This is a genomic window from Streptomyces orinoci, assembly GCF_003121295.1.
Lineage (GTDB): Bacteria > Actinomycetota > Actinomycetes > Streptomycetales > Streptomycetaceae > Streptomyces > Streptomyces orinoci.
On record NZ_PHNC01000008.1, the window covers coordinates 180,033 to 198,317 of the forward strand.

The following is an 18,285-nucleotide window of genomic DNA, read 5'->3' on the forward strand; positions in this document are numbered from 1 at the left end:
GCGGCGCACCCCGGGCGGGGGATCAGCCGCGCCGGGCGCTGCGCCGGATCACGGCCGGACCGTCGGCCGGGCGGTCGGCGCCGGCCTCGATGTCCTGGGCCACGGCGGCCACGGTCAGCCGCTCCAGCAGGCGCTTGACCGACAGCTCGGCCTTCAGCTCGTCGCGCAGCCGGGTGACCAGCTGGAGGGCGAGCAGTGAATCGCCGCCGAGGTCGAAGAAGTTGTCCTCGACGCCCACCGGCTCCACGCCCAGCACCTCCTGCCAGCGCGCGGCCACCTGGCGCTCCAGTTCGGTGCGCGGCTCCAGGTACTCCTGGGCCAGCGAGGGGCGCCGGTTGAAGGTCTTCGGCCGGGCGGCGGCCGGCGCGGCCTCCGGCTCCCGCGCGGGGGCGTCCGCCGGGCGCTGGCCGACGATCAGCGCATGACCGGTGAGGGACTTCTCCTGCGGCACCTTGGGATAGGAGGTGACATTGGCGAACCCGGTCTCGGTGAGCAGGCCGCGCCAGACCTCGGGGGCGACCAGCGGGGTGTGCTCGCGCAGCCCGTCCTCGAAGAACCACCAGCCCTCGAACAGCCCGGCCGTGGCCACCGCGAACCTGGGCTCCCGGGACGCCTCCAGCAGGAACAGCGCACCGCCGGGGGCGAGCAGCCGATGGACATGGCGCAGGGTGGGGCGCAGGTCCGGGGTGGCGTGCAGCACGTTGTAGGCGACCACCACATCCCAGGCGCCGGTCTCCACACCCTGCTCGCCGGGGTCCCGGGAGATGTCCAGGGTGGAGAAGGTCATCAGCCGGTCCAGGCCTTCGGCCTCGGCGCGGCGCTGGGCGCCCAGGACGAAGGCCCGGCCCAGGTCGGTGAAGCGGTACTCCACCTCCGGCAGTTCGGCCAGGGCCGCGGCCAGCGGCCAGGTCACCCCGCCCTGTCCGCCGCCGACCTCCAGGATGCGTACCGGGCGGCCCTGGACCCGGCGGGCGAGGCGGGTGACCTGCTCGGCGATCAGCGTCCGGTAGACGCCGATGTCGCTGGCCGCCACCCACTTCTCCCCGGCGGCCCGGGTGATATCGGTCTTCCCGTCCGGCAGCAGGACCTCGGTGCCCGCCAGTTCACCGCTGACCACCTGGCCGTAGCGGGTGCGGCAGTGCTCGATGACCTCCAACTCCTCCACATAGGAAGGGTGGTTCTCCCGGATCGCCCGCTCGGTCTTGGCGATCTCCTCGTCATCACCGGCGTCCCCGGTGAAGCGCAGCCGGTCGCCCTCGGCCTCGACGATGCCGTCCACTTCCAGGATGTGCAGCAGGGCCTCCACGAACTTGCGGTAGGCGGGCACGGTACGCAAGGTCCGGTGCAGCTCGTCCCGCTGGTGGACCGCGCCGACGGTGGTGTCCACGCCCTGGGCGCGCAGATAGGCGGCCACATGAAGGGCGCACAGCCGGTCCAGGAGCTCGCACACCTCCTCGGGCACCTCATCGACGGGCAGCTCCGCCCGCAGCCGCTCCTCGGCGGCGCGCAGTGCGGCGTCCTCGGCGGCGAGGTCCACCGGGAAGGCGCGGCCGGCCACGGTCCGGGACGGCGCGGCGGCCGTGGGGCGGGCGGCGCGGTCGATCCAGTGCCGGGTACGGGCGAAGGGGTAGCCGGGCAGCGGCACCCGGCGGCCCCGACCGGCGTCCGCCGCCCGGTCCCTCACGCCATGGGCCCACAGCCCGCCGACCGCCGCCAACAGCACCTGCTGGTCGGGGAGTTCGGACTTGGCGTGCCGCATCGAGGTCAGCGCGTCGGCGGGGGTGCCGGCGCGGCCGGCGGCGTACCCGGCCAGGGTGCGGCCGGGGCCGCACTCCAGCAGGACCGGGTCGCCGCCGTCGAAGGCGGCCAGGGTGGCCAGGCCGTCGGCGAACCGGACCGTGCCCCGCATATGCCGCACCCAGTAGTCCGGGTCGGTGGCCTGCTCGGCGGTGATCCAGGTGCCGGTGAGGTTGGAGACATAGGGAATGCGCGGCGCGTTGAGGGTGACCTTGGCGACGGCTGCGGCGAACTCCGGGAGCACCGGGTCCAGCAGCGGGGAGTGCGGGGCGGCGGCCAGCCGGACCCGCGAGCACTCCACACCGTCCCCGGTCAGCCGCCGCTCCAGCTCGGCGATGCCCTCCTCGCTGCCGGTGACGGTGCAGGAACCGGGCGAGTTGACGGTGGCCAGGCCCACGGTGCGGCTCTCGGCGAGGTAGGGGCGCAGCGCCGCCTCGCCCAGGTGGACGCTCAGCGTGGCGCCCCCGGCCCGGAGCATCAGCTCCTCGCGCAGGGTGACCAGCGACAGGGCGTCCTCCAGGGACATCACCCCGGCCAGCACGGCGGCGGTGTACTCGCCGAGCGAGTGGCCCAGCAGGGCGTCGGGGCGCACCCCGTGCCCGGCCAGCAGCTCGGCCAGGGCGTGCTCCACCGCCACCAGCGAGGCGAAGTCGCAGATCACCCCGGGCCGGGGGCCGTTGCCGTAGAGCAGGTCGGTCAGGTCATGGCCCAGGCGGCCGCGCAGGGCGGCCGAGGCGCGGTCCATCGCGGCCCGGAACACCGGCTCGCCGCGGTAGAGCCCGGCGCCCATGCCCGGGTACTGGGCCCCGCCGCCGGGCAGCAGGAAGGCCACCGGGCGGCCGGTGTCCGCGACCGGTCCGGTGATGCGGCCACCGGCCCGCAGCGCCTCGGCGGCCTCCGCGAGGTCCCGGGCAACGACCGTGCGGCGGAAGGGGAGTTGGACGCGTCCGGTGCGCAGGGTGTGGGCGGCGTCGGCCAGCGGCAGCCCCGGCTCGGCCGCCAGATGCCGGGCCAGCTTCTCCGACAGGGCGTCCAGGTCGCCGGGGGTACGGGCGGACAGCCGCAGCAGCTGCCATTCCGCGGCGTCCGGCTCCGGCTCCGGCTGCCGGGGCGGTTCCTCCACCACGACATGGGCGTTGGTGCCGCCGACGCCGAAGGAGCTGACCCCGGCCCGCAGCGGGATCCCCGGGCCGGGCTCCCAGGGCTCGGTCACCCCGCTGACCCGGAAGGGGGTGGCGGGGAAGTCGATGGCCGGGTTGGGGGTGCTGAAGCCCACGGTGCCGGGCAGCTGCCGGTGCCGCATGGCCAGCAGCACCTTGATCAGGCCGGTGACCCCGGCGGCGGTGTCGGTGTGGCCGACATTGGACTTCACCGAGCCCAGGGTGCAGAACCCGGTGCGGTCGGTGCCCTCCCGGAAGGCCGAGGTCAGCGCGGCGACCTCGATGGGGTCACCGACGGGGGTGGCGGTGCCGTGGGCCTCCACATAGGTGATGGTCTCCACCGGCACCCCGGCGGCGGCATGCGCCTCCCTGATCACCTCGGTCTGGCCCTGTGGGCTGGGCGCGCTGAACGCCGGTTTGCGCATGCCGTCGTTGTTGATGGCGGTGCCCCGGATGACGCCCCAGATCCGGTCGCCGTCGGCGAGGGCGTCCTCCAGGCGGCGCAGCACCACGGCGGCGACCGCGTCACCCCGGATGGTGCCCTGGGCCTTGGCGTCGAAGGCGCGGGTGTGCCCGTCGGTGGAGAAGATGCCGTGCTCCACATAGCGGAAGCCGCGGTCGGCGACCGGGTTGATGGCCGCGCCGCCCGCCAGGGCGGTGTCACAGCGGAAGTTCAGCAGCTCCTGGCAGGCCATATGGACGGCCACCAGCGAGGTGGAGCAGGTGGTCTGGACGCAGACGCTCGGCCCGGTCAGGCCGAGCTTGTAGGAGACCCGCATGGTCAGCGCGTCGGGTACGTTGCCGGCCTTGGCGGCCAGCACCTCCAGCGAGCCGGGCAGGTCCCCGTACCGGGGGTGCACATGGCTGAGGTAGTACTCGCTCTGGCTGACGCCGCCATAGACGCCGATCTGGCCGCCGCCCCGGGCCGGGTCGTAGCCGGCGTGCTCCAGGGCGTGGTGGCAGACCTCCAGGAACAGGCGCTGCTGGGGGTCGATCAGCTCGGCCTCGCCCGGAAGATAGCCGAAGAAGTCCGCGTCGAACAGCTCGATGCCGTCGATGACGGAGGCCAGCCGGATCCGGTCCGGGTCGCTCAGCCCGGCCTCGTCGCCGCCCGCCGCCCGGTAGCGGTCCTCGGGTATGGGCTTGGAACTGTGGTGCCCGGCGGCCAGATTGCGCCAGAAGGTGTCCAGATCGGGGGCGTCGGGCCAGCGGCCGGCCATGCCGACGATCGCTATGCTGCCGAACTCGTCCGCCGAGTCGCCGCTCGGCCGGGGGTTCGCCTGGGCGGTGGGCTCAGCCATGGTGAGAGGTGTCCTTCCGGGAGGAGGCGGCCCTGCGGCGGGCCAGGTGCTCGCGCCGCTGCCGGGCGCGCTGGTCGGCGTCCGAGGGGGCGGCGGGGCCGCCGGGCCGCTCGGAGTCCTGGTGGGCGGGTTCCCCGGCCGGCGGCCGGCCCGTCAGATGGGCGGCCAGCGCGGCGGGGGTCGGGTAGGTGAACAGGTCGGCGATCTCCGGCTGGTGGCCCAGCCGGTTCTCGATCAGGGTGCGCAGGGCGACCAGGAGGATGGAGTGCCCGCCGCGTGCGAAGAAGTCATCGTGCGGGCCCAGGCCATCGGTCTCCAGGACCTCGCCCCACAGCGCGGTCAGGGCGGTCACCAGCTCCGTGTCGGCCCCCTGCGCCGGCTGTCCCCCGGTGGTCTCGCGGGGCAGCGCGCCCACCGGCAGCACGGTGCAGGGTACGGGCGTGCCGAACCGGTCGGGCAGGGTGTCCGGCCGTTCCCCGGCCGGGTGCGCCGCCTCCCGGCCCGGGGTGACATGGCCGGTCAGCCGCAGCAGCGGCCGGGCCGGTGCGGACAGCCGGGCCCGGATGAACGGGGCCGCCGGGTCCAGCCCGATGAGCACCCGCGCCACGTCTTGTCCCAGCGCCGCCTGTCCCAGCGCCACCGCAAGGGAGTTGAGGGCCTCATGCCGGCCGAGTGCCCGGTAGCCCCGGGCCTCGGTGAGGGCCTTCATGGCGAAGTCACGGCTCATGCCCCGCTCGTCCCACATGCTCCAGGCCAGGCTGAACGCCCGCAGCCCCAGGGCGCGTTGATGAACGGCGAGCGCGTCCAGATGGGCGTTGGCCGCCGCGTAGGCGCCGGCCCGCGCCCCGCCGAAGAGGCCGTTGACGGAGGAGAAGGAGACAAACAAGGTGCCGGGCCGGTCGCGCAGCGCCTCGGTGAGCACGGCGGCGCCGGTCACCTTGGCGGCCAGCTCCGGCTCCCACCGCTCCACCGGGGTTCCGGCCACCGGCAGATCCGAGACCTGCCCGGCGAGATGCCAGACGCCGTCCACCGGGCCCGCCGTGTCCAGTGCGGCCCGTACCGCCGCCGGGTCGGTGACATCGACGAGGAGGTAGCGCACCTCGCCGCGCGCCGCCAACTCGGCCAGTACGGACGCCCGTTGCGGATCGTCCGCCGGTGTGCGGCCCAGCAGGGTCAGCCGGGCGCCATAGCGGGTCAGCAGATGCCGGGCCAGCTCGGTGCCGACCCCGCCGAGGCCGCCGGTGATCAGATGGTGGCCGCCCCGGGTGAGCACCGGCGGCGAGCCGGCCGGGGCCGCCTCGGTCTCCGCCAGGCGCAGCACATGCCGGCCGTCGGCCCGCAGCGCCACATCCGTCTCCACCGGCTCCCCGGCCACCTCCCCGAACAGCGCCCCGGCCGTATCGCCGCCGGGCTCCACCTCGGTCCAGCGGACCGAGAGCCAGGGCAGTTCCTGGGCCGCGCTGCGCAGCATGGCGGCCGCCGCCGCATGGGCGGGCATGGCGCCGCCGGGCGCGGCGATCTCCAGTGCCACCGGTTCGGCGCGGGCCGCGAGCACCGACACCAGCCGGGCAACCGCCTTGACCTCGCCGACCGTTGACGCCGGGTCGAAGGGGTCGCCGGGGGCGGTGCCCAGCCGGGTGAGGTCCACCACCCGCCGTACCGGGGCCGCCGCGCCGAACAGCGCCGGGTCGTCCAGCACCGTGCACCGGCCGCCCGCTCCGGCCACCAGCTCCGCGAAGCGGGCCGCCACCGTGCCGCCCGGGTCGGCGAGCACCAGGGTGTGCCCCTCCGCATACCGGCCGGGGTCCGGCTGCGGGGCCTCGGCCCGCTGCCAGACGGGGCGGGTGAACCAGTGCGGCACCGTCCGCTCATTGCCCAGCAGCAGATCCGCCTCCCGGATCACCGCCGCATACTCTCCGGCCGCGAACCGGGCCCGCAGCGCGGCCCGCTGGATCTTGCCGATCTCGGTCTTGGGGATCTCCGAGGCGGCCAGCGGCACCAGATAGCCGGGCCGTACGCCCGTCTGCCCGGTCACCTTCCCGGCGATCTCCGCCAGCGCCGCCGCCCGGTCCACGCCCGGCCGCAGGGTGAGGAAGACCGCCAGCCGGTCGGTGGTGTCGGCCGGGGTGCGCACCGCCACCGCGGCGGTGAACGACCGCTCCACGGCGGGGTGTTCCTCGGCCACCGCCTCGATGTCATGCGGGTGCAGATTGGCCCCGTTGACAATGATGGTGTCCTTGGCCCGCCCGGTCAGGGTGAGCCGGCCGCCGCGGAGGAAGCCCAGGTCGCCGCTGTCGTACCAGCCGTCGGCGGTGAACGCCTCCGCGTTGTGCTCCGGCGCCCGGTGATAGCCGTCGGTCACGGCCGGGCCGCGCAGCTGGAAGTGGCCGATGACGCCCTCCGGCACCACCGCGCCGCTGTCGTCGGTGATCCGGATCGAGCAGCCGGGGTAGGGGTGGCCGAGGTCCACCAGGGTGTCCTCGTCCCGGGTGTTGTCCAGGGTCAGCACCGCATGGGTCTGCCCGGAGCAGGTCTCGGCCGCGCCCCACACCGGCTGCACCGCGTCATGCGGGAGACCGTAGGGGGCCAGCGCGGTCAGGAAGCGGCGCACCACCCGGGGCACCACGGCCTCACCGGCGTTGAGGGACATCCGCAGCGTGGACAGATCCCAGGTGCGGGCCCGGTCCGCGGTCGCCAGGTGCTCGACCACCAGACCGTAGGCGAAGTTGGGCGCCCAGGTGGTGGCCGCCCGGTAGCGGTCGATGGCGTCCAGCCAGCGCAGCGGGTCCTCCAGTACCCAGGAGGTCGGGGCGTGCACCTGGCGGGCCCCGGTGATCAGGTCCCGGATATGGACATGGACGACTCCGCCCACATGGTCCAGCGGCATCCAGTTGAACGACGGGTCGCCGGCGGTCAGTTGGTTGAGCGCGATGACGCCCGCGGTCCTGGCCAGGATGTTGCGGTGCCGCAGCTCGACCGCCTTGGGGCGGCCGGTGCTGCCCGAGGTGAGCATCAGCAGCACCAGCTCATCCGGGTCCGCCGGATGCCAGTCCCGGTCCTCCGGGCCCTGAAGCAGCGTCTCCAGCGCGGCCACCCGGGCCCCGTCCAGCAGTTCCGCCACACCCCGGTCGGTGCCGGCCGAGCCGAGCACCGGCGGGCGGCCCAGCATCTCCCAGGCGTCGGCCAGCTTGGCGGTCTGCGCGCCGCCCCGCTGGTATCCGCCGGCCGGTACGGCCAGCGGCACCGCGACCAGTCCGCCCAGCGCGCACGCCCAGAAGCCGGTGACAAAGTCCCGGGTGGAGGCGAGCTGGAGCAGCACCGCGTCACCCGGGCGCAGGCCCAGGGCGCGCAGCCCGTGCAGGGCCCGGGAGGCGTCCTCGGCCAGCCGGGCATAGCTCTGGCGGTCCTCCGAGCCATCGGCCCGCAGATGCACCAGGTCGCCCGGCCCCGCCGCGGCCCGGCGCAGCGCCGCCACCAGGTCGGGGACGTCCAGCGGGACCAGCTCGGGGCCGTGCACCAGGGAGGGCGGGCCGTCCGGCGTCCGCTCCCCGTCCGTCTCCGGCGCCCGGCCGGCACCGGAACCCGGCAGGGCGTCGGTGGGCAGCGCACCGGGCACATCGGACAGATGGGTGCGGCGCGGGGCGGGCGCGGGCGCCTCCTCGATCCGTACCACGGCCTCGCCGACCCGGGGGTCGGCGGCCAGCCGCTCCCGCCAGGCGGCGGCCGTCGCCTCGTCCAGGACCGGCAGTGCCGTCAACGCGTCCTGGTCCAGGGCGCCTTGGGCGGTACGGGGCAGGGTGGAGACCAGTACGGCCTGGGCCCGCGGCGCGGCCGTCCGGGCGGCCTCGAGCACCCGCTCGGCCGTCAACGGCCCCTCGGGCACGGTGTAGACGACCGGTACGCCGTCCCGCTCCAGGGCGGCGCAGTCATGGACGCCCGGCAGGGCCCTTACCGCCGCCTCGGCCCGGGCCAGGGCATTGCGCCCGCCGGTGGCGCCACCGAGCGCGGACAGCCGGGCGCCGGGTCGGGCGGCCGCGTCCTCGGCGACCCGGCACAGCAGGTCGATGAGGCCCTCGGCGGTGGCGGCGTCGAACAGGTCGGTGCTGTACTCCAGGGCCACCTCCAGCCCGTCCGGCGCGCCCTCGGCGGTATGCCGCTCGGAGAAGTTGACGATCAGGTCGAACTTGGCCACATCCAGATGGATGCGCTCGGGCAGCACCTCCTGCCCGGCCAGCCGGATCCGTTCGCCGGCCGCGTCCTGGAGGGCCATGGACACCTGGAACAGCGGGTGCCGGGCCAGATGGCGGGGCGGGTTGAGGTGTTCGACGATCCGGTCGAAGGGCAGGTCCTGGTGGGCCTGGGCGGCGATGTCCGCCTCCCGCACCCGGTCCAGCAGCTCGGCGAAGGCCGGGTCGCCGGAGGTGTCGGTGCGCAGCACCAGGGTGTTGACGAAGAAGCCCACCAGCGGGGCCAGCGCCTCCTCCTCCCGGCCCGCCCAGGGCGTGCCCAGCGGGAGGTCGGTACCGGCGCCCGCCCGGGTCAGGGCGGTGGCCCAGGCGGCCTGGAGCACCATGAACAGCGTCGCCCGGTGCCGCTGGGCCAGCTCGGTGAACGCGCCGTGCACCGCGGCGTCCAGCCGCCGGTGCAGCAACTTGCCCTGATGGCTGGGCTGCTGGGGGCGCGGCCGGTCGTAGGGGAGCGGCAGCTCGTCCGGGATGCCGTCCAGGGTCCGCTGCCAGTAGGCGAGTTGGCGGGCGGCGGTGGAGCCGGGGTCGTTCTCGTCGCCGAGCAGCTCGCGCTGCCAGAGGGTGTAATCGGGGTACTGGACGGGCAGCGGCGCCCAGTCGGGCGCCCGCCCGGTGGCACGGGCTTCGTAGGCGGTGGCCAGATCGCGGCCCAGCGGGCCCAGCGACCAGCCGTCCGCGGCGATGTGATGGACCACCAGCACCAGCACCGAGCCACCGCCGGAGACCTTCAACAGATGGGCGCGCAGCGGGAGTTCGGTGCCCAGGTCGAAGCCCAGCCGGGCCGCCGAGCGGATCTGGTCGTCCAGCCAGCGTGCCGGTATCTCCGACACCAGCAGGTCCGGGCGGGCCTGTTCGCCCGTCACCACCTCCTGGCGCGGCCGGCCGTCCCGGTCCGGGAAGAGGGTGCGCAGCGCCTCATGGCGTCCGGCCACATCGGCCAGCGCCTCCCGCAGCGCCTCGCTGTCCACCGGGCCGTCGAAGCGCAGCACCAGGGGGATGTTGTAGGTGGCGCCGGGCCCCTCGAGGCGGTTGAGGAACCACAGCCGGGACTGGGCCAGCGACAGCGGTACCGTCTCCGGCCGGACGGCGGGCACCAGCGGCGGGCGCTGCGGCCCGTCCTGGGTGCCCGGCGCCGGGGCCAGGGCGGCCAGCCCGGCCACCGTCGGGGCGGCGAACAGGTCGGCGACGGTCAGCTCCAGGCCCAGGACGGTACGCAGCCGGCCCACCAGCCGGGTGGCCAGCAGTGAGTGGCCGCCCAGGGCGAAGAAGTCATCGGTGCGGCTGATCCGTTCGGCGCCCAGCACCTCCCGCCAGACCGCCGCGATCTCCTCCTCGGTTCCCGGCAGCGGCTCATCGCCGTCCCCGCCGGCCGCCGTCCGCCCGGCCAGCAGCTCCCGGTCGATCCGGCCGTCGGCGGTCAGCGGCAGCGCGTCCACCGTCCGCACCGTGCAGGGCACCGGAGTGCCGAAGCGGTCGGTGGGAGTGTGCGCCGGGTCCGTACCGGCGGTGGTGAAACCGGCCAGCTCCCGCAAGGGCACTGCCGGGGCGGCCAGATGGCTGCGCACCCAGGGCGCCGTGGGGTCCAGGCCCACCAGGATGTGCGGCAGCCCGTGCCGCAGTGCCACCGCCAGCGAACGCACCCCCTGGCGGCGGCCCAGCAGCCGGAAACCACGGGCCCGGGTCAGCGCCTTCAGGGCGTAGCCCCGGGAGATGCCGGTCTCCTCCCACATGCTCCAGGCCACGCTGTGCGCCCGCAGGCCCAGGGCCCGCTGGTGCTCGGCGAGCGCGTCCAGATAGGCGTTGGCGGCCGAGTAGGCACCGGCCATGGCGCCGCCGAAGTAGCCATTGACGGAGGAGAAGGAGACAAACAGGGTGCCGGGACGGTCGCGCAGCGCCTCGGTGAGCACCGCCGCGCCCACCACCTTGGCGCCCAGCACCTCGGCCCACTGCTCCTCGGTGGTGCCGGTGAGCGGCTGTTCGGCGAAGTGCCCGGCCAGGTGCAGCACACCGGCCGGTTCACCGAACCCGGCGCGGCAGTCGTCCAGCATCGAGGCCACGGCCTGGGGGTCGGTGATGTCCGCGACCCGGTAGCTCACCTCGCCCAGACCCTGCAACTCCCGCAGTACGGCGGCCCGTTCGGGGTGGTCGGTCAGCGGGGTACGGCCGATCAGGGTCAGCCGGGTGCCATGGTCGCCCAGCAGATGCCGGGCCAGCTCGGTGCCGATGCCGCCCAGGCCGCCGGTCAGCAGATAGTGGGCGCCCTCCTCGAACACCGGCCGGGCCATGGCCTGTTCGTCCGGCGCGGGCAGCGCCACCAGCCGGGCGGTCCAGCGTCCGTCGGCCCGCAGCGCCACCTCGGCGTCGGCGGCCACGGTGGCGGTCTCGGCGTGGATCCGCCGGGCGGCCGAGGCCGTGTCCGCCTCCTCGGGGCCCAGGTCGGTCCAGCGGCCCTGGAGCCAGGGCAGTTCCTGCGCCGCGCTCTTGAGCAGGGCGACGGCCGCCGCGCGCTCGGGCCGCACCGGCTCGCCGGGGCGCACCGCGCGGCTGTGCCGGGCGGCCACCTCCACGGTGATCCGGCGCTCCTCGCCGCCCTGCGGGGCGAGCGAGGCCAGCAGGGCGGCCAGCCGGGCGGTGGCCTCGGTGGCTTCCTCCGGGCGCGGCCGCCCCTCGTCCCCGGGGACGTCCAGCAGGCCCAGGTCGATGACCCGGTCGGCGTCCAGGCCGGTCACCCCGGGGGCCACGGTGACCCGGCAGCCGTCGGCGGTGAGCAGTGCCTGGAGCTCCTTGGCCACCGCGCCCCCGGCGTCCGGCAGGATCACGGTGTGCCCGGGGTGCGGCACCGGCGGGTGCACGGCGTCCTCGCGCCGCCAGACGGGGCGGTGGAACCAGTCGGGAATGGTGCGCTCATTGCCCAGCAGCAAGTCGGCCCGGCGGACGGCGTCGTTGAACCGGCCCTCCTCCAACTGCTTGCGCAGCAGCGTCCGTTGCACCTTGCCGATCTCGGTCTTGGGAATGTCGGCGGGGGTGACCGGCACCAGATAGGCGGGGGCGGTGCCGAACTCCCGGGTCACCCGGGCGGTGATCTCGGTCAGCAGCGCCCGCTCCTCGGCGCCCTCGGCCGGGCAGAAGATCAGCGCGATCCCGTCGGTGCCGGCCGAGGCCGAGGTGCGCACCGCCACGGCCGCGGTGCAGGACCGCACCACGCCCTCGACCTCCTCCACCACGGCCTCTATCTCATGGCTGGGGTGGTTGACGCCATTGACGATGATGACGTCCTTGGCGCGGCCGGTCAGATACAGCTCCCCGTCGCGCAGGAAGGCCAGGTCGCCGGTGCGGAACCAGCCGTCCTCGGTGAAGGACTCGGCGTTCTTCTCCGGGTTGTCGTGATAGCCCGGTGTCACCGAGGGGCCGCGGACCTGGAAGTGGCCCACCCGGCCCTCGGGGAGCACCCGGTCCCTGCCGTCGGTCACCCGCATCGCGAAGCCCGGATAGGGCTTGCCGCAGCTGACATAGGCGTCGTCACCCGAGGCCCCGGAGACCGACCAGTCGGCGTCGGTGGTGCCGGAGGAGGTCTCGGACATGCCCCACACCGGGTGCATCATCGAGGGCACCACGCCGAAGGGCTCCAGCTGGAGCAGCCACTGGCGCACCACCCTCGGCACCACGGCCTCACCGGCGTTCATCACCAGCTTCAGCGAGGACAGGTCCCAGCGGCGGCCGGGCTCGGCCGCCACCCGCTGACTGACCAGCCCGAAGGCGAAGTTGGGCGCCCAGGTGACGGTGGCCCGGTGCCGGTCCAGGACGTCCAGCCAGCGCAGCGGCTCCTCGGTGACCCAGCCGGGACGGGCGTGGATCTGCCGGCAGCCCAGGAACACATCGCGCAGATGGAACATCACCACGCCGCCGACATGGTCCAGCGGCATCCAGTTGAAGCTGACCTCGTCGGCGGTGAGCCCGTTGTGCTGGGCGGTGGCGGCCGAGCGGCTGAGCACCATGCGGTGGGTGACGGTGACGGCCTTGGGGGCGCCGGTGCTGCCGGAGGTGAGCATCATCAGCGCCGGTTCCGACGGGTCCGGCTGGTGCCAGTCGGTGGCCGGCTCCGCCGTGCGCAGCCGGTCCACGTCCAGGACGTCCAGGCCGTCCCAGCCTTCCGTCCCGCCCAGGGCGCGCAGCCCGGCGGCCGGGCCCGCCCCGGCGGCGATCCGGGGGCGGCCCAGGGAGCGCCAGGTGCCGGCCACCTTGTCCAGCAGCGGCGAGGTGTCCCGGTAGGAGGCGGGCACGCTCATCGGCACCACGGTCACCCCACCGGCCACACACGCCCAGAGCATGGGCAGGAAGTCCCGGTTGTCATCGCACTGGAAGATCATTTTCTCGCCGGGGCGGACACCGTGGGCCCGCAGCCCGCCGAGGATCCGGGACGCCTCCGCCACCAGCTCCGCATACGTCTGCCGGGTCTCGGTACCGTCCTGGAGCAGGTGGACGATGCCGCCCTCGCCCCGGGCGGCGGCATGCAGCGCCTGCCCGAGGTGGCGGTACGGCGGTGGGATGAGCTCGGGGCCGCGGCTGAGCGCCGGGACCAGACCGTCCAGGTCCGGCGCCCCGGTGTCCTCCACGCCGTCCGGGGCCTCGCCCCCGGCCCCGGCGGCGCCGTCCGGCAGCCCGCCCAGATGCAGCGGGGCCACCGCCGGGGGCACCGTGTCGCGGACGACCACCGCGGCGGAGCCCAGCGCCCGCTCCCAGCCGGCGGCCGACTCCTCGTCCAGCACCGGGATCCGGGTCAGCGCGGCGGTGTCCAGCGCGCCGTCCTCGGTACGCGGCAGCGCCGACACCAGGACCGGACGCAGCGGGGCGGCAGCGGGCGGCAGCGCCGGGCGGGCAGCGGCGGCCAGCCGGGCCGGGTCCACCGGGGCGCCGGGCACCACATGGGCCACCGCCTCCAGGGCGCCGGCCGTGGAACGGCGCACCGTCACCAGGCACTCGCGCACCCCGTCGGCCGCCAGCAGCAGCCGCTCGCACTCGGCGGCCCGGCCCTCCCACTCGGCCTCCTCGGCCGTGGTGAGCAGCGGCAGCCGCGACAGCGGCCGTCCCGGCTCCTCGGCGGCCCCGGCCAGCAGCCGCAGCAGCCGTGCCACCAGCCGCTCCACGGTGCTGCGGTCGAACAGCTCGGTGCTGAACTCCGCGGTACCGGCCAGCCCGTCGGGTGCCCCGCCCGCCGTCCACTGCTCGCTGAGCGAGATCATCAGGTCGAAGCGGGCGGTGCCGATGCCGCCCGGGTCCAGCACCACCCGGGTCCCGGCCAGCTCCAGTTCGGCCTCGTCGGCGTTCTGCAGCGCCAGCATCACCTGGAACAGCGGGTGCCGCCCCACCGCCCGTGCCGGGTTCAGGTGTTCCACGACCCGGTCGAAGGGCACCTGGCTGTGGGCGTGGGCTGCCAGATAGGTCTCCCGGACCCGGCCCAGCAGTTCGGTGAACTCCGGGTCGCCCGAGGTGTCGGCCCGCAGCACCAGGGTGTTGACGAAGTAGCCCACCAGATCGGTGAGCGCCTGGTCGTCCCGGCCCGCGGTGGGGGTGCCCAGCGGGATGTCCGTGCCCGCCCCGCAGCGGGTGAGGGTGGCGGCCCAGGCCGCCTGGAGCACCATGGACAGGGTGGCGCCATGCGCCCGCGCCAGCTCCGACAGCCGCCCGTGCAGCGCCGCGTCGATATGGAAGCCGATGGTGTCACCGGCGTGGCCCGGCTGCTGGGGGCGCGGCCGGTCGTAGGGGAGCGGCAGCTCGTCCGGGATGCCGTCGAGGGCCCGCTGCCAGTAGGCGAGTTGGCGGGCGGCGGTGGAGCCGGGGTCGTTCTCGTCGCCGAGCAGCTCGCGCTGCCAGAGGGTGTAGTCGGGGTACTGGACGGGCAGCGGCGTCCAGTCGGGTGCCCGCCCGGCGGCACGGGCATCGTAGGCGGTGGCCAGATCGCGGCCCAGCGGGCCCAGCGACCAGCCGTCCGCGGCAATGTGATGCACCGCCAGGACCAGGACGGAGCCGCCGTCGGGGAGGCGCAACAGGCGGGCCCGCAGCGGCAGTTCGGCGCCCAGGTCGAAGGCGTGCCGGACGGTCTCCCGGCGCAGCGCGGCCAGTTGGCTCTCGTCGGCGGCCTCGGTCACCTCCAGCACGGGGCGGGTCGCCGGGTCGTCCACCGCCAGCACCCGCTGGCAGGGCTCGCCGTCCCGGTGCGGAAAGAGGGTGCGCAGCGCCTCGTGCCGGGCCACCACATCGGCGAGCGCGTCCGCGAGTGCGGCGGCGTCCACCGGGCCGTCGAAGCGCAGCGCCAGCGGGATGTTGTAGGTGGCGCCGGGCCCCTCCATCCGGTTGAGGAACCACAGACCCGCCTGCGAGGGGCTGAGCGGCACCGTCTCCGGGCGGTCCGCGGGGACCAGCGGCGGCCGGGCCGGGGCGGTGTGCCCGTCGGCGGGCAGCCGGGCGGCGATCCCGGCGGGGGTGGGCGTGTCGAAGACCACCGCCATGGGGATCTCGGCGCCGGTCGCCGCCCGCAGGGCGGTCAGCAGCCGGGCGGCCAGCAGGGAATGCCCGCCCAGGTCGAAGAAGTTGTCACCGGCGCCCACGCTGCCCCCGGGCAGCCGCAGCACCTCCTCGTACAGCCGGCACACCAGCGCCTCCGCCTCGGTGGCCGGGGCCCGGCCGCCGGTGGCCGAGGCGAAGTCCGGGGCGGGCAGCGCCCTGGCGTCCAGCTTGCCGTTGGCGGTCAGCGGCAGGGCGTCCAGCAGCACACAGGTGCTGGGCACCATGTGCTCGGGCAGGGTGCCCGCCAAGTGGGCGCGCAGCGCGCCCGGTTGGGGCGCACACCCGGCCTCCGGCACGGCATACGCCACCAGGATCCGGCCGCCGTCCGCCTCCCGGGCCACCACGGCGGCCTGTGCCACCTCGGGGTGGGCGGCCAGCGCCGCCTCGATCTCGCCGGGCTCGATACGGAAGCCGCGGATCTTCACCTGCTGGTCGGCGCGGCCCGCGTACTCCAGGGTGCCGTCGGCGGCGCGCCGCGCCAGGTCGCCGGTGCGGTACATCCGCCCGCCCGGCTCCCCGAAGGGGTCGGCGACAAACCGCTCCGCGGTCAGCGCGGCCCGGTTCAGATAGCCCCGGGCCAGGCCGGGTCCGGCCACATACATCTCGCCCACCCGGCCGGGCGGCACCGGCTGGAGGCAGTGGTCCAGGACATACACCCGCAGATCGGGCAGCGGGGTGCCGATGACGCTGCGCGCCCCGGGGTCCGCTATGGACTCGCGGGTGACCCGGTGGTGGGTGACATGCACGGTGGTCTCGGTGATGCCGTACATATTGACCAGCGCGGGCGCCCGGTCCCCGTACCGCTCCAGCCAGGGCCGCAGCTGCGCGGGCTCCAGGGCCTCGCCGCCGAACACCACATAGCGCAGGGCGAGTTGGCCCGCCGGGCCCGCCTGGTCGGCCTGGACCAGCTGGAGGAAGGCGGAGGGCGTCTGGTTGAGGACGGTGACCCGCTCCTCGCGCAGCAGCTTCAGGAAGTCCCCGGGCGAGCGGCTGACCGTATGCGGGACGACCACCAGCCGGCCGCCGTACAGCAGCGGGCCCCACACCTCCCAGACGGAGAAGTCGAAGGCATAGGAGTGGAAGAGCGTCCACACATCCCCGGGGCCGAAGCCGAAGTGCCCGGCGGAGGTGGTGAACAGGCGCAGCACATTGGAGTGCGGGACCACCACACCCTTGGGGCGGCCGGTGGAGCCGGAGGTGTGGATGATGTACGCGGCATCGGCCGGGGTGAGCGGGGCGGTGCGCTCCGCGTCGGTGAGGTCGGCGGCGTCCTGGGCGGCGAGCAGCTCCTCGGTGGCCGCCTCGCCCAGCACCAGCGCCTCGGCGCCGGTCTCCGGCAGGGCGGCCGCGGTGGCCGCGTCGGTCACCAGCAGGGCGGGCGCGGCGTCCTCGGCCACGGCGCGGATCCGGGCCGCCGGATAGGCGGGGTCCAGCGGCAGATAGGCGGCGCCGGACTTCAGCACGGCCAGCAGGCCGGTCACCAGTTCCATGGAGCGCGGCAGGGCCAGCGCCACCACCCGGCCCGGACCGGCGCCGCGCGCCGCGAGCAGCCGGGCCAGCCGGTTGGCGCGGGCGTTGAGCTCGGCATAGCTCAGATGCCGTCCGGCCTCGGTGACCGCCGGCGCCTGGGGGGTGCGGGCGGCCTGGGCCTCGAAGCGGGCGGGCAGGGTGTCCCCGCCGTCGGACGGGGCCGGTTCGGCGGCGGGGTGCACCGGGTGCTCGCCGGGCAGCAGCAGCGACAGCCCGGCCACCGGCAGCCCGGGGCCCGCCTCGGCGAACTGCTCCAGTATCAGCAGCAACCGCCGTTCATGGTCGGCGAGTTGCTCCTCGGTGTAGAGCGCCGGGTTGGCGGCCAGGGCGATGTCCAGCCCGCTGCCGCCGGGGCCCGGACGCACGGTGACCGACAGATCCTCCACCGGGCCGCCGGACAGATGGTGGTAGGTGGTGCGGTGCCCGGCGTACTCCGGGTCATTGACGAACGGCACCAGGTTGACCACCGGCCCGTGCAGCCGCCGGTCGCCGCCCAGCAGCTTCAGGTCCCGGCGCAGGTCCTCGCCCCGGTAGCGCTGGTGCTCACGGACCTCGCGCACCTCGGCGGCCACCTGGCCGACCAGGCCGGCGAGGGTGGTGTCCGGGCGGACGGCCAGCCGCAGCGGCAGGACATTGGAGACCATGCCGGGGGTGCGCAGGGCGACCGAGCCCAGCCGGTTCATACAGGGCAGGCCCAGGGTCACCTCCTCGGCGCCGGTGACCCGGTACAGATAGGCGGCGACGGCCGCCACCAGCAGATCGGGGCGGCTGCCGCCCATCCGGGCGGCGGCCTCCGCCAGCCGGTCGGCGGTGGCGGCGGACAGCGCGGTGGAGCGGCGCAGCGTCCCGGCGGACGGGGCGGCGGTGCCCTCGGTCAGCGAGACGGCGGCCGGGGCCCCGGCGCAGCGCCCGGTCCAGAACTCCCGGTCGCGCTCGCGGCGTTCGGAGGCGCGGTAGCGGGCCTCCTCCGCCAGCAGCCGGTCCAGCGGGGCGAACGGGCTCTCGCCGGGCTCCGCACCGGTGGCCAGGGCGCTGTAGACGGCGGCCAGCCGCTGGGCGACCAGGGTGTAGCCATAGCCGTCCAGAAGGATGTGGTGCGCCCGCTGGTACCAGACCCAGTGATCCGGGGCCAGCCGGAACAGGGCCTGGGTGAACAGCGGGCCCTCGGTGAGGTCCACCGCCTCGGCCATATCGGCGTCCATCCACCGCCGCGCCATGGCCGGCGGGTCCGGCTCGTCGGCGAAGTCCCGCGAGTGCAGCGGCCATTGGCCGTCGGCGCGGAGGGTGGCGCGGGGGCCGTCGCCGGAGTCGGCCGGGCGCAGGGCGAAGGTCTGCGCCTCGGCGACCGTGCGGCGCAGCGCGGTCTCGAAGATTCCGGGGTCCACCGGGCCGTGGATCTCCACATACTCACCGGTGTTGTAGGCGGCGTTCGCGGGGTCGAGCCGCTGGGCGAACCAGACGCCCTCTTGCGCGCCCGACAGCGGGCGGCCGGCGGCCTCGTGAACAGACATGGCACCAACCCTCATGAGAAAGTACGGATTTTGCTGCCGGGCGTGGAAACACGAAAAGGCACGATCAGGTATGGACGAAGGGGCGGCGATTTCAAGTGCGCCCCGGATTTCCATACGTTGCCTTGTCGGAGAATCAACTCCTTTGTATTTTCACGTTGAACAAGTGGTCCCTGCC

The 18,285-nt window shown here is 75.0% G+C and carries 2 protein-coding genes; both read right to left on the bottom strand.

Features of this window, described 5'->3' with window-relative positions; translation table 11 throughout:
• Positions 1-22: 22 nt before the first annotated feature.
• The gene (locus CV755_RS06215) at positions 23-4,258 is read right to left on the bottom strand and encodes a type I polyketide synthase (RefSeq protein WP_109279148.1); all 4,236 of its coding nucleotides are present in this window, start codon (positions 4,256-4,258) and stop codon (positions 23-25) included.
• Positions 4,251-18,110 (bottom strand): non-ribosomal peptide synthetase, encoded by a 13,860-nt coding sequence (locus tag CV755_RS06220; RefSeq protein WP_161968603.1) that lies wholly within the window; start codon positions 18,108-18,110, stop codon positions 4,251-4,253. Before CV755_RS06220 ends, CV755_RS06215 begins: the two co-directional genes overlap by 8 nt.
• Positions 18,111-18,285 lie beyond the last annotated feature (175 nt).